General features: G+C 70.9%; 10 protein-coding genes. 5 read left to right on the forward strand and 5 right to left on the reverse strand.

What is annotated here, in order from left to right; all coding sequences use genetic code 11:
• Nucleotides 1–254 precede the first annotated feature (254 nt).
• The 4 genes from AB0472_RS21445 to AB0472_RS21460 all read right to left on the reverse strand — a co-directional run bounded on the left by AB0472_RS21445 (nucleotide 255) and on the right by AB0472_RS21460 (nucleotide 4248).
• The gene (locus tag AB0472_RS21445) at nucleotides 255–911 is read right to left on the reverse strand and encodes an AAA family ATPase (protein WP_366358055.1); all 657 of its coding nucleotides are present in this window, start codon (nucleotides 909–911) and stop codon (nucleotides 255–257) included.
• Nucleotides 912–945: 34 nt separating this feature from the next.
• Nucleotides 946–1773: an ABC transporter permease gene (locus AB0472_RS21450; RefSeq protein ID WP_366358056.1), complete on the reverse strand. Its 828-nt coding sequence runs from the start codon at nucleotides 1771–1773 to the stop codon at nucleotides 946–948.
• 100 nt (nucleotides 1774–1873) lie between these two features.
• The gene (locus AB0472_RS21455; protein WP_366358057.1) at nucleotides 1874–2848 is read right to left on the reverse strand and encodes an ABC transporter ATP-binding protein; all 975 of its coding nucleotides are present in this window, start codon (nucleotides 2846–2848) and stop codon (nucleotides 1874–1876) included.
• Between the two features lie 176 nt (nucleotides 2849–3024).
• Nucleotides 3025–4248, reverse strand: coding sequence for an NYN domain-containing protein (locus AB0472_RS21460; protein WP_366358058.1), 1224 nt, complete (start codon nucleotides 4246–4248; stop codon nucleotides 3025–3027).
• Nucleotides 4249–4468: 220 nt separating this feature from the next.
• Between AB0472_RS21460 and AB0472_RS21465 the strand changes: the two genes are divergently transcribed.
• Nucleotides 4469–4648 (forward strand): hypothetical protein, encoded by a 180-nt coding sequence (locus tag AB0472_RS21465; protein ID WP_366358059.1) that lies wholly within the window; start codon nucleotides 4469–4471, stop codon nucleotides 4646–4648.
• A gap of 113 nt (nucleotides 4649–4761) precedes the next feature.
• On the opposite strand, the gene dnaE is transcribed toward AB0472_RS21465, so the two are convergent.
• Nucleotides 4762–8301, reverse strand: coding sequence for a DNA polymerase III subunit alpha (gene dnaE / locus AB0472_RS21470; protein WP_366358060.1), 3540 nt, complete (start codon nucleotides 8299–8301; stop codon nucleotides 4762–4764).
• A gap of 276 nt (nucleotides 8302–8577) precedes the next feature.
• Between dnaE and AB0472_RS21475 the strand changes: the two genes are divergently transcribed.
• The 4 genes from AB0472_RS21475 (at nucleotide 8578) to AB0472_RS21490 (ending at nucleotide 13383) form a co-directional block, all read left to right on the forward strand.
• Nucleotides 8578–9927: a DUF2252 domain-containing protein gene (locus AB0472_RS21475; RefSeq protein ID WP_366358061.1), complete on the forward strand. Its 1350-nt coding sequence runs from the start codon at nucleotides 8578–8580 to the stop codon at nucleotides 9925–9927.
• Between the two features lie 67 nt (nucleotides 9928–9994).
• A complete protein-coding gene (locus AB0472_RS21480) occupies nucleotides 9995–10687 on the forward strand; it encodes a hypothetical protein (RefSeq protein WP_366358062.1) in 693 nt (230 codons plus the stop codon).
• 118 nt (nucleotides 10688–10805) lie between these two features.
• Complete coding sequence (locus AB0472_RS21485) at nucleotides 10806–11615, forward strand: thioredoxin domain-containing protein (RefSeq protein ID WP_366358063.1); 810 nt, start codon at nucleotides 10806–10808, stop codon at nucleotides 11613–11615.
• A gap of 106 nt (nucleotides 11616–11721) precedes the next feature.
• Nucleotides 11722–13383, forward strand: a complete 1662-nt coding sequence (locus AB0472_RS21490; RefSeq protein ID WP_366358064.1) for an alkaline phosphatase D family protein — start codon at nucleotides 11722–11724, stop codon at nucleotides 13381–13383.
• The last annotated feature ends 31 nt before the right edge of the window (nucleotides 13384–13414 follow it).

Below are 13414 nucleotides of genomic sequence, written 5' to 3' on the forward strand. Positions count from 1 at the left end.
AGGACGACGGCCGGTCGGCACCAAACCCAGCCCATCCGACGACCAAGAACGCCGCCCGACCGACCCCACACTCAGCCCCATCCGACGGTCGAGGACAACGGCCGGTCGGCACCACACCCAGCCCGTCCGGCGATTGAGGACGAGGCCGTTCAGGCCGAAGTGGGGGGCGGGGGGCGGCAGCCCCCGAGTGGGGGGGCGAAGGGGGGTGCCCCCCTGGAGGATGGGACGGGTAGGGGCGGCGGGGGCGGGGAAAGCTACGCCGGTGGCGCGGCGTACGGGCCGTCCTCGTACGGGGGCTCCGGATCCCGTGGACCGAACAGCGCCATCAGCCCGAGGTGCACCACCAGCGCCGACAACGACCACGCCAGCAACGCCCCCTTCGCCCCGAGCTTCAGCGGCGCGGAGAACGTCACCCCCTTGCCCACCGCCTTCGCGTGAGCGATCACGTCGGACTCCGGCCCCAGCCACATCCCGAGCCGCCAGGCCAGCAACGACGCCAGCAGCCCCCCGGCCCCCAGCGCCACCACCAGCGGCACGCCCCCACGCCGCCGCCACAGAAACACCACCACCGCGCTCACGACCCCGAACGCCAGCGCCAGCAACGTGAACGTGCCGTCCACCCCGGCCGCCTGCTCCCCCTCGCTGTCCTTGAGGTAGACCGCCCAGTTCTTGCCGGACTGCTCCCCCACCAGCGGCACGTGCGGCGCCAGCCACAGCCACAGAAACCCGAGCAGCACCCCGCTCACGGCCACCGCGACGGCGATCACGGCGCCCTCCCGCAGCTCGGTCTTCATCCCTGGACCGTCCTGTCCGTACTCCCCCGCGGCCGCGCCGTCGGGCGGCGGAGCCTGCCAGGCCTGGTGCGGGGACTGGTCGTGCGGCGGCGGAGGCGGCGTCAACGGTGCGGTCACGATGCCATCGTGCCAGGTCGGCCTGTGGGGCGCGTCACCGGACGGCGGCCCTGCGGTACGCCCACGTGGCGACGGCCAGCGAGACGACTCCCACCCCGGCGCACACCCCCAGGTCAGCGAGGACGACGGCCCAGTCAGGCCGCGCCCCGAAGGTCCGGGCGTAGGCCTCGACGCCGTACGTCGACGGCAGCAGGTCGCGGGCGAACTGGATGATCCCCGGCATCCGGTCCGGCGGCAGCACGCCGAGCAGCAGCGCCGCCGACATGCCCAGCTGCCCGAGCAGCGTGGCGAGTTCGGGACGCGGCGCGAGCAGCCCGCAGGCCGCGCCCAGCCCCGCCAGGGCGGCCCCGGCGAGCGGGATCACCGCGACGAGGATCCACAGGTTCGCGAGCGGCAGCCCGAACAGCACGCATCCGAAGACGGCCGTGACCAGCGTCCCCGGCACGGTGAAGGAGGCGTACGCCGCGGCCGCCCCGAGCACCACCGAGGCCGGTGGCACGGGCAGCGTGGCGTAGTGGTCCAGTCCGCCGCTCGCCCGCAGCTGCCCGAAGTACTGCGCGAGCAGGTTCAGCGCCACGTAGGCGACGACGACCACCGACGAGCCCGCCACCACGGACTGGGCCTCGCCGCGGGAGTCCACCACCCCGCGCATCATGACCATGATGCCGACGGACTGGAAGGTCGCGACGAACAGCAGCGGGATCCGCGCCACCCTGGCCCGGGACAGCTGCGCGCGGTAGACGGCCACCAGCGACGGCCACAGCCGCGCCCGCGGGCCCAGCTCGGCCGCCGCGCCGCCCGGCGCGGTCTCCCCCACGGCCAGGGCACCGCCCGGCAGAACCTCAGCGGGTACGACACTCACGTCGCGCTGCTCCCTTTCCGTGCGGCACCTGCGGCCCGTACCGCCGCCGCGTCTTTCCGTACGCGCCCGGCCGCCGTCCTGTTCATCCTCACGCCCGCCGTCACGCCTTCACCAGCCCCTGCCGTGCGGCTCCGCCCAGCGCCAGGTAGACGTCCTCCAGGCTGGGCGTGGCGAGGGTGAAGTCGTCCAGGGCGGCGAAGGCGGCCCCGCCGGTCACCGTGGCGACGACGGCACGCGCCTCCTCGGGTGCGAGCCGCAGCGTCCAGCGCCGGCCGGACTCGGCCGCGCGCTCTCGCAGGACGGCCACCTCGGGGACCTCCAGCGGCGCGCGGTCGCGCCACACGAGCTCGACCCGCACCTCGCCGGCGACCCGCTCCTTGAGCCCGGCGGGGGTGTCGCAGGCGATGACCCGCCCCTGGTCGAGGACGGCGACCCGGTCGAGGACCGTCTCGGCCTCGATGACGTTGTGGGTGACGAGCACCACGGTGGCGCCCTGTTCGGCCCGCCGCCGGTCCACCGCGGCCCACACGGCCCGCCGGGCCACGGGGTCCATCCCGGTCGTCGGTTCGTCGAGCACGAGCAGCGGCCGCTCGCCGACCAGCGCGGCGGCGAAGCAGGCGAGCCGCCGCTGTCCGCCGGAGAGCTTCTTGAGCGCCCGTCCGGCGATCGGCGTCAGGCCCAGCTCGTCGAGGACGGCGTCGCGCTCGCGTCGCGCCTCGCGCACGTCCAGACCGCGCAGCCGCCCGGTGGTCTCGGCCGCGAGGGACACGGTCAGCTCGTCGAGGGCGCTGGACTCCTGCCCGAGGTAGGCGAGGATGCGCGCGGCCCGCTCCGGGTGCCGCACGATGTCGTGCCCGAGGATCTCGACACTGCCCGCGTCGGGCCGCAGCAGCCCGGTGAGCTGCCGTACGAGCGTCGACTTGCCGGCCCCGTTCGGTCCGAGCAGCCCGAAGATCTCCCCGCGCCGGACGTCCAGCTCCACCCCGTCGGTGGCCCGCACCTCGGGCACGGCGGGGGCGCCCCGCCGCCCTTTGACCGCGGCGTAGGTCTTGGTCAGCCCACGCACGGCACACACGACATCACCCTGCCGCCGAAGTGCCCGACCCACGCCCGTACTCACAAGGAACGAGACTACGGGGTCGGGCCCCTTTACTCACCGTTGGGGCAGCCGGCGCCCCGACGGGGCGCGGGGAACTGCGCGAACAACCCCCACCGGCCCGCAGCCGGAATCATCCCTCCGCGCCCCCTCGGTCACTCCGCCGACGCATGCTCCCCGGCCCCTGCCGGCACATCGAACTCTCTCCAGAACCCCGCCCGAATGGCGTACCGGTCGTGCTCGTCGATCTGGTCGTCCTTGTGGGCCAGCAGCCCGAACCGCGCCGCGTACCGCAGCAGCTCCCCGTCGATCCGGTGCGGAATCCGCGGATACATCCCGGACAGCTTGTGCAGATGGCTCTGGTCCCCGAGCCGTGACATCCACCGCTTGGCGAACACCTGCCCGACCTCGTACGGATCCCCGCCGACGGTCGTGATGTCCTCCTCCCGGTCGGCCCACCGCTGCTCCGCGGTGGTCAGCTGCGCCAGCGTCGGCATGGAGGCCGCCTCCGCCGGCTCCGCCGCCACCCCGGGCCGGTCCACCCACCCCTTGTCGGAGGACCACCGCAGGGTGGCCGTGGTCGCCGGGTGCTGGACCGGCTGCGCGCCCGGCGCCCGCAGCGCGGCGAGGTCCTTGGGCGTCGGCACCCCCTTCGGCGCCGGCACCCGTTCCACCGCCCCGTTCTCCACCGCGCTCACCGCGGGCGCCCGCTCCGTGTCCTCGGTCCCCGGGTCGGGGGCCGCCGCCAGCGACGACTCGGGCAGCGGCGCCGAGAGGATGGCGGCGATCTCCGGCCGCGGCACCGGCGGCGGCGCGCAGACCGCGGTCAGCTCCTTGGCCCGGACCGCCTGGGTGATCCACGCCCGGTCCAGCACCCGCCGCTCGTCGGCCTCGGCGACCAGGTCCTCGGACTGGTTGTAGTCGCCGTCGGCGGCCTGCACCGCCCACAGGTGCACGGCGACCCCGTGCTCCTTGGCGGCCATCATGCCCGGCAGCAGGTCCCCGTCGCCGGTCACGAGGACGACGTCGGAGCACGCCCTGTTCCTGGCCAGCTCGGTCAGCTCGGCGTGCATGGCCGCGTCCACGCCCTTCTGCGCCCAGCGCCCGTCGCTGCGGGTCAGCGCGCCGAGCCGGACGGTCACCCGGGGCATCACGCGCAGCCGTCGGTGTTCCGGCTGGGGGACGCGGTCGGGGGCGCCGTCGAACCAGTAGATGCGCAGCAGGGGACGCTCGGTGTCGGACTCCGCGCGGTCGCGCAGCGCCTGGATCAGCGCGGCGTGGTCGACGGTGATGCGGGATCGGGAGGGCTCACCGGCGAGGAGACTGGCGGCGGCACCCAGCAGATACCCGGCGTCCACCAGGACGATGCAGCGGTCCACGCGACTCACCCTCTTTCCGGGAGGTTTGCTTTCGGGGCTTCCTTCGAGTCTGCCCGACCACGCGGGGGTTAACGGCCCGAACTCGATCTTCGGCGTGGCGTTTCGGGCCCTTGCTCTCCGACAAGCCCTGTTACAGACGGTAATTATCCGAAATGCGTCCGTTGTCAGCCTATGTGAATCTGAATTCGGCCCCTAGATCCCCCACAGGAGGCAGATCACCATGGCCAAGAACAAGAATCGCAAGGGTGGCTCCCAGAACCGCACCCCGCAGAGCGAGCAGACCCACGAGCAGCACGGGCAGCGTACGTCGGGCGAGTCGCAGGACTCGCCGGTGTCGCACATCCAGGGCAGCCCGGCGGACGTCGCCCGCAAGAAGCAGAAGAGCTTCGGCCACAACTGAGCGGACCGACCAGGTCCCTGCGGTTGTTGAAGCCCAGGCACGCAGGAGGGGCGCACCCGTCGCGGGTGCGCCCCTTCCGCGTGTGTACCGGCGGGCGGGCCGGCAGCCGGGGCCTATCCGGCCAGGCAGGACGGGCCGAGCAGCACCTTGAGGTCGCCGAAGAGCGCCGGGTCCGGCTTCACCCGGTGCCGGTCCAGGCGGAGCACGGTCGTCTTGGTCGGGCCCTGGAGCTTGATCCGGACCTCGCTGTCGCCCTTGTGGTGGCTGAGGATCTCGCCGAGCCGGCTGACCATCGGCGGGGTGACCCTGGTGGCGGGGATGGTGAGGATCACGGGTGCGTTGGTGCCCGCGTTGGACAGGTCTGGGACCGCCAGCTCCATCGCCACCAGGCGCGGCACGTCCTCGCGCTTGTCGAGCCGGCCCTTGACGAACACGACGGCGTCCTCGACGAGTTGGGTCGAGATCAGCTGGTAGGTGGCCGGGAAGAACATGCACTCGATGGAGCCCGCGAGGTCCTCCACGGTGGCGATCGCCCAGGCGTTGCCCTGCTTGGTCATCTTGCGCTGGAGACCCGAGATGATGCCGCCGATGGTGACCACCGCGCCGTCCGCGTGCTCGCCGCCGGTGAGCTGGGCGATGCCCGCGTCGGCCTTGTCGGACAGCACGTGCTCCAGGCCGAAGAGCGGGTGGTCGGAGACGTACAGGCCGAGCATCTCCCGCTCCTGGGCGAGCAGGTAGGTCTTGTCCCACTCGTCCTCGGTGAACTGCACGTCGAGTCCGAAGCCGGGCTCGTTGCTCTCCTCCTCGCCCATCCCGCCGAAGAGGTCGAACTGGCCCTCGGCCTCCTTGCGCTTGACCGCGACCACGTTGTCGATCATCGGCTCGTACTGCGCGGTGAGGCCCTTGCGGGTGTGCCCCAGGGTGTCGAAGGCGCCCGCCTTGATCAGCGACTCCGTGGTGCGCTTGTTGCAGGCGACCGCCTCGACCTTGTCGAGGTAGTCGGGGAAGGAGGCGTACTTGCCCTTCGCCTTGCGGCTCTTGATGATCGACTCGACCACGTTGGTGCCGACGTTGCGGACGGCCTCCAGGCCGAACAGGATCACGTCGTCGCCCTGGGCGGCGAAGTTGTGCACCGACTCGTTGACGTTCGGCGGGAGCACCTTGATGCCCATGCGCCGGCATTCGTTGAGGTAGATCGCCGACTTGTCCTTGTCGTCCTTGACGGAGGTCAGCAGGGCGGCCATGTACTCGGCGGGGTAGTTGGCCTTGAGGTAGGCGGTCCAGTAGGAGACCAGGCCGTACGCGGCCGAGTGCGCCTTGTTGAACGCGTAGCCGGCGAACGGGACCAGCACGTCCCACAGGGCCTGGATCGCCTCGTCGCTGTAGCCGTTCTTCTTGGCGCCGGCCTGGAAGATGGTGAAGTTCTTGGCCAGTTCGTCGGGCTTCTTCTTGCCCATCACGCGCCGGAGGATGTCGGCCTCGCCGAGGGAGTAGCCGGCGATGATCTGGGCGGCCTTCTGCACCTGCTCCTGGTAGACGATCAGGCCGTAGGTGACCGCGAGGACCTCTTCGAGGGGCTCCTCCAGCTCCTTGTGGATCGGGGTGATCTCCTGGAGCTTGTTCTTGCGCAGCGCGTAGTTCGTGTGCGAGTCCATGCCCATCGGGCCCGGACGGTACAGCGCCGACACGGCGGAGATGTCCTCGAAGTTGTCGGGCTTCATCAGGCGCAGCAGGGAGCGCATGGGGCCGCCGTCGAACTGGAAGACGCCGAGGGTGTCGCCGCGCTGGAGCAGTTCGAAGGTCGTCGGGTCGTCCAGCGGGAGCGCCAGGAGGTCGATGTCGACGCCCTTGTTGGACTTCACCATCTTGACGGCGTCGTCCATGATCGTGAGGTTGCGCAGGCCCAGGAAGTCCATCTTCAGCAGGCCGAGCGACTCGCAGCTCGGGTAGTCCCACTGCGTGATGGTCACGCCGTCGGTGTGCCGCACCCACACCGGGACGTGCTCGGTGATGGTCTCGCTGGACATGATCACGCCGGCGGCGTGCACACCCATCTGCCGGACCAGGCCCTCGACGCCCTTGGCGGTGTCGATGACCTTCTTCACGTCCGGTTCGTTCTCGTACATCCCCCGGACCTCGCCCGCCTCGTTGTAGCGGGGGTGCGCGGAGTTGGTGATGCCGTCCAGGTCGATGCCCTTGCCGAGGACGTCGGCGGGCATGGCCTTGGTGATGCGGTCGCCCATCGCATACGGGTAGCCGAGCACGCGCGCGGAGTCCTTGATCGCGTTCTTGGCCTTGATCTTGCCGTAGGTGCCGATCATGGCGACCTTGTCGGCGCCGTACTTCTCGGTCACGTACCTGATCACCTCGACGCGCCGGCGCTCGTCGAAGTCGATGTCGACGTCGGGCATGGAGACGCGCTCGGGGTTGAGGAACCGCTCGAAGATCAGGCCGTGCGGGATCGGGTCGAGGTCGGTGATGCCCATGGCGTAGGCGACGATCGAGCCGGCCGCGGAGCCTCGGCCGGGGCCGACCGCGATGCCGTTGTTCTTGGCCCACATGATGAAGTCGGCGACGACGAGGAAGTAGCCCGGGAACCCCATCTGGATGATGACGTCCATCTCGTACTCGACCTGCTTCTGCCGGTCGTCCGGGACGCCGCCGGGGAAGCGGCGGTCCATGCCCCGGCGGACCTCCTCCTTGAACCAGGTGACCTCGGTGTAGCCGTCGGGGATGTCGAACTTCGGCATGAGGTTCCTGGCCTCGAACATGCCGGTGGTGTCGACCATCTCGGCGACCAGGAGGGTGTTGGCGCAGCCCTCCTGCCAGGCGTCCGAGGAGTCGATGGCGTACATCTCCTCCGTGGACTTCAGGTAGTAGCCGGTGCCGTCGAACTTGAAGCGGTCCGGGTCGGAGAGGTTCTTGCCGGTCTGGATGCACAGCAGGGCGTCGTGGGCGGTCGCCTCGTGCGCGTACGTGTAGTGCGAGTCGTTCGTCACCAGCGGCGGGATGCCGAGCTTCCTGCCGATCTCCAGCAGGCCGTCGCGGACCCGGTGCTCGATGTCGATGCCGTGGTCCATCAGCTCCAGGAAGTAGCGGTCCTTGCCGAAGATGTCCTGGTAGTCGGCGGCCGCCTTCAGTGCCTCGTCGTACTGGCCGAGGCGCAGCCGGGTCTGGAGCTCGCCGGAGGGGCAGCCGGTGGAGGCCACGATCCCCTCGGACCACTGGGCGATGGTCTCCTTGTCCATGCGGGGCCACTTCTGCAGCCAGCCCTCGGCGTACGCGTCCGAGGAGAGCCGGAAGAGGTTGTGCAGGCCCGTGCTGTTCACGGCCCACATCGTCTTGTGGGTGTAACCGCCGGAGCCGGAGACGTCGTCCCGCTTCTGGTGCGGCTGGCCCCACTGGATCTTGCGCTTGTTGCGCCGGGACTCGGGGGCCACATAGGCCTCGATCCCGATGATCGGGGTGACCCCGGCCTTCTTCGCGGTGTGGAAGAAGTCGTACGCCCCGTGCAGGTTGCCGTGGTCGGACATGGCGATGTGCGTCATGCCCATCTCGTTGCAGGCGTTGAACATGTCCTTGAGCCGCGCGGCACCGTCCAGGAGCGAGTACTGGGTGTGGACGTGCAGGTGCGTGAAGGGCGGCTTTGACACGGTTTCGGCCTCCGAATTGAAACAAGTGCGGCGCGAAGCGCCTCGTTGAGGGGCGGTGGTCGGGTGACGGGTGGGCGGGCGTCGACGATCTCCCCACCGGCTGCGGACAGTCTGGTGGGACAGCGGAATCCTATGCCTCGGCACTGACACCGGGCGGGCTGCCCCGCGTACCTTCATGCCGGGAGAGCGGGCACTCCCGGGGCCCCTCGCACGTTGGTCCGGGCGAGAGATCCGCGCCACATGTCAGGCATCACACGCACCAGGAGGCACCCAGCGATGTCGGTCCCCCAGCTCAACGACGAGCAGCGCGGCGAGGAGATCCTCGCCGTCTTCGACACCGCCTTCGGCGAGCTCCTGGCCGCCGACCCGGCCGCGTTCCGCGTGAAGTTCCGGAAGATGGCGGCCTCCGCCTTCGCCTTCTACCGGGGCACGGCCGCGCTCTTCTACCACGACCTGGACGCGGAGCACGCCGGCCCGGGCGGCGGGCGCGTGTTCACCGGGCCGTACCTGGACGAGCGCACCTCGCGCGTGTGGATCCACGGCGACCTGCACGCGGAGAACTTCGGCACGTACATGGACTCCAACGGCCGCCTGGTCTTCAACGTCAACGACTTCGACGAGGCCTACGTCGGCCCGTTCACCTGGGACCTGAAGCGCTTCGCCGCCTCCATCGCGCTCGTCGGCTACGCGAAGGCGCTCAGCGACGAGCAGATCACCGAGCTGGTCGAGGTGTACGCGGACGCGTACCGCGAGCGCATCCACGCGCTGGCGACGGGGGCGAAGAGCGACGAGGTGCCGCCGTTCACCCTGGACACCGCCGAGGGCCCGCTGCTCGGCGCGCTGCGCGCGGCCCGCTCGCTGACCCGTTTCGAGCTGCTGGACTCGATGACGGAGATCCGTGACTGGGAGCGCCGCTTCGCCTCCGGCGGCGGCTCCATAGAGCTGGACGCGGCCACCCGCTACAAGGTCCTCGCCGCCTTCGACGGCTACCTGGAGACGCTCCCGGAGGCCTCGCTGTCCCGTCCGGACTCCTACCGCGTCAAGGACGTCGTGGGCCGCCGCGGGATCGGCATCGGCTCGGCCGGCCTGCCGTCGTACAACATCCTCCTGGAGGGTGCCACGGACGCCCTGGAGAACGACGTCGTGATCTACATCAAGCAGGCCCAGACCCCGGCCGTCTCCCGGCACGTCACGGACCCGGCGATCCGGGACTACTTCCGGCACGAGGGCCACCGCACCGTGATCTCGCAGCGCGCCCTGCAGGCGCACGCCGACCCGTGGCTGGGCTGGACCGAGCTGGACGGCGCGGGTCAGCTCGTCGCCGAGGTGTCGCCGTACGCGGTGGACCTGGACTGGAGCGACATCGACGACCCGGAGGAGATCGCGGCGGTCGTCGCGGACCTCGGCCGGGCCACGGCCTCCATGCACTCGGCGGCCGACGACACCTCCGGCGAGTCCCTGGTGCCGTTCTCCACCGAGCGGGCCATCGACGCGGCGATCGCGGCCGACGAGGACGGTTTCGCGGGTCTGCTCACCGAGTTCGCGCACAGCTACGGCGCCCGCGCGCGTGCCGACCACCAGATCTTCGTCGACCTGTTCCGCAACGGCCGCATTCCAGGGCTGTAACCTTCGCCGATTCTCAGGTCCCTTTTAGGGGTCCCTTACATGAGTACGTGACAGACTCTCCACCGCTATGGACATATCCGGGACCCAGCTCAGAGCCGTGCGCGCGGCGCTGTTCACGGCCTTCGTCGTGACGCTCAGCACCGCGTCGCACGTGCTGCTGTCCCGGGCCCCGCTGCCGTTCACGACGGTGGCCGCGGTCGCCGCCGGCGTGTTCGGCACGGCGTACGCGCTGGCGGGCCGCGAGCGCGGCTTCGGCCGGATAGCGGCCCTGCTGATCCCGCTGGAACTGGCCGCCGACACGGTCTTCACCACCGGCCAGCACGCCTGCTACGGCCGGGCGGGCGGCCCCATCGCCGGTCCGCTGCGCGCGGTCGGCTTCGACGTGCTGTGCCACGGTGGCACGGTCGGTACCCCGCTGGCCCGGATGACCGGCGGGTCCCGCACCGCCGTGGCGCTCGCGCACGCCGACCCGGCCGCCGCCTGGCTGCTGCTCGCCGCGCACGTCGGCGTCGGCCTGCTCGCCGCCGCCTGGCTGCGCCGCGGCGAGCGCGCCCTGACCCAGCTGCTGCGCGCCGTGGCCGCCACCACCTTCCGCCCGCTGCTCCTCGCGGCCGCCGCGGGCACCGCCCGGCCGGCCCCGGTACGACGGCTGCCGCGCCCGGCACCGCGCCCGGCCGCCGTCCGCGACCTGCTGCTCGCGCACTCCCTGGGACGCCGCGGACCGCCGTGCTCCGGGGCGCTCGCCCTGTCCTGCGCCTGAGCGCCCCGCCCGCCCGAGCACGCCCCTCGTCCGAGTACCTCGAGCACTCCGAGTACGACGAGTCCCCCATACGTATCCCGCGTACGACATGTGCGCGTCCCCTATGGAGATCACCAACATGAGCAAGCGGAACAGCGCAGCTGCCAAGAACGCGGCCCGGGAACGGCTGCGCGCCGAGCGCGAGAAGCAGGCCAAGCGCGCCAAGGTCAGGCGGCAGCTCATCGTGGCCTGCTCGGTCGTGGCCGTGCTGGCCGCGGCGGGCGGCATAGGCTACGCCGTCGTCCAGGCCAACAAGCCCGGCCACTGGGAGGCCGTGAAGGACGAGAAGGTCGTCGCCCCGGCCAACACCACGGGCACCGACGGCACCACCGTCGTCATCGGCAAGTCCACGGCCAAGAAGACCCTCAAGGTCTACGAGGACCCGCGCTGCCCGGTGTGCGCCCAGTTCGAGCAGACCGTCGGTGCCACCTTCAAGAAGGACATCGCCGACGGCGAGTTCAAGTTCCAGTACGTCGGTGCCACGTTCATCGACAACAAGGACAACGGCGAGGGCTCCAAGAACGCACTGAGCGCGCTGGGCGCCGCGCTGAACGTCAGCGACCAGGCCTTCCTCGACTACAAGACCGCGCTGTACTCGACGAAGTGGCACCCGGACGAGACGACCGACAAGTTCAAGGACGACAGCTACCTCATCAAGGTCGCCCAGACCGTGCCGGCGCTGAAGGACAACACGAAGTTCCAGGACGCCGTCAAGAAGGGCACCTACGACGCCTGGGCGATGGCCATGTCGAAGCAGTTCGACGACAACAAGGACGGCGTGACGGGCACGCCGGGCTTCGTCATGGACGGCAAGCAGCTCAACGGCGGCTCCCCGCTCCTGACGGTGGCCGACTTCGACAAGGTGGTGGGCGAGGCGCTCAAGGCCTGACCCGAGGACCGGCCGCGAGCCCCGGCCGCCGGCCACGAGAAGAAGAGCGGGCGAACTTCACCGGTTCGCCCGCTCCTGTTCATACCGGTCAGTAACCTGGTCCTTCGTGACCAGTCGATTCCGAGCCGACGACGGCTCCAACTCGCTTACGCCCCGCCGCCGTACGGTCGTCAAGGCCGCGGCGGCGACCGCTGTCCTGGCGGCACCGCTGGCCGCCGCGCTGCCGGCCCGCGCCGCCTCGGACGCGCCCGCCTTCCTGCACGGCGTCGCCTCCGGCGACCCGCTGCCCGACGGCATCCTGCTGTGGACGCGGGTGACGCCGACCGCCGACGCGACGCCGGGCTCGGGGGTCGGCCCGGACACCGAGGTCAGCTGGGTGGTCGCCACCGACAAGGCGCTGACGAACGTCGTCTCCAGGGGCTCCACCACCGCGACCGCCGCCTCCGACCACACCGTCAAGGCCGACATACGCGGCCTCGCCCCGGCCACCGACTACTGGTTCCGCTTCTCGGCCGGCGGCACGGACTCCCCGGCGGCGCGCACCCGCACCGCGCCCGCCGCCGACGCCACCGTCTCCGGTCTGCGCTTCGGCGTGGTCTCCTGCGCCAACTGGGAGGCCGGCTATTTCGCCTCCTACCGGCACCTGGCCGCGCGCAGCGACCTCGACGCCTGGCTGCACCTCGGCGACTACATCTACGAGTACGGCACCGGCGAGTATGGCACCCGCGACACCGTGGTCCGGCAGCACGCGCCCACCCACGAGATCATCACGCTCGCCGACTACCGCACACGGCACGGCACATACAAGACCGACACCGACCTCCAGGCCCTGCACGCCAAGGCGCCGGTCATCGCCATCTGGGACGACCACGAGTTCGCCAACGACTCCTGGTCCGGCGGTGCCGAGAACCACACCGAGGGCGCCGAAGGCACCTGGACGGCCCGTCAGGCCGCCGCCAAGCAGGCCTACTTCGAGTGGATGCCGGTCCGCCCGGCCATCGCCGGCACCACCTACCGCCGGCTGCGCTTCGGCAAGCTCGCCGACCTCTCCCTCCTCGACCTGCGCTCCTTCCGCTCCCAGCAGGTGTCCACGGGCAGCGGCTCGGTCGACGACCCGGACCGGACCATCACGGGCCGCGCCCAGCTCGACTGGCTCAAGGCCGGCCTGAAGGCCTCCGACACCACCTGGCGGCTGGTCGGCAACTCGGTGATGATCTCGCCGTTCGCCATCGGGTCGCTCTCCGCCGACCTGTTCAAACCGCTCGCCAAGCTGCTCGGCCTGCCCCAGGACGGCATCGCCCTCAACACCGACCAGTGGGACGGCTACACCGACGACCGCCGGGAGCTGCTGGCCCACCTGCGCTCCAACGCGATCACCAACACGGTGTTCCTCACCGGCGACATCCACATGGCCTGGGCCAACGACGTCCCCGTGGACGCCGGGACCTACCCGCTCTCCGCCTCGGCCGCCACCGAGTTCGTCGTCACCTCGGTGACCTCCGACAACCTCGACGACATCCTCAAGGTCTCCCCCGGCGTCGTCTCCGCCGTCGCCGCCCCGGTCATCCAGCTGGCCAACCGCCACGTGCACTGGGTCGACACCGACCGGCACGGCTACGGCATCCTGGACATCACGGCCGCGCGGGCGCAGATGGACTACTACGTCCTCTCCGACAAGACGAAGGCCGACGCCACCTCGTCCTGGGAGCGGTCGTACCGCACCCGCACGGGCACGCAGAAGGTGGAGCGGACCTACGACCCGGTGTAGTTCCGGCGGGCGGCCACCCGTCAATAAATAG

This window comes from Streptomyces sp. NPDC086777 (genome assembly GCF_040702065.1).
Taxonomy (GTDB): domain Bacteria; phylum Actinomycetota; class Actinomycetes; order Streptomycetales; family Streptomycetaceae; genus Streptomyces.

Bases quoted from the DNA above. Each gene is read 5' to 3' on its own strand.
- AB0472_RS21465 (WP_366358059.1), top strand. From the start codon at position 4,469: ATGGCCAAGAACAAGAATCGCAAGGGTGGCTCCCAGAACCGCACCCCG.
- AB0472_RS21475 (WP_366358061.1), top strand. From the start codon at position 8,578: ATGTCGGTCCCCCAGCTCAACGACGAGCAGCGCGGCGAGGAGATCCTC.
- AB0472_RS21480 (WP_366358062.1), top strand. From the start codon at position 9,995: ATGGACATATCCGGGACCCAGCTCAGAGCCGTGCGCGCGGCGCTGTTC.
- AB0472_RS21485 (WP_366358063.1), top strand. From the start codon at position 10,806: ATGAGCAAGCGGAACAGCGCAGCTGCCAAGAACGCGGCCCGGGAACGG.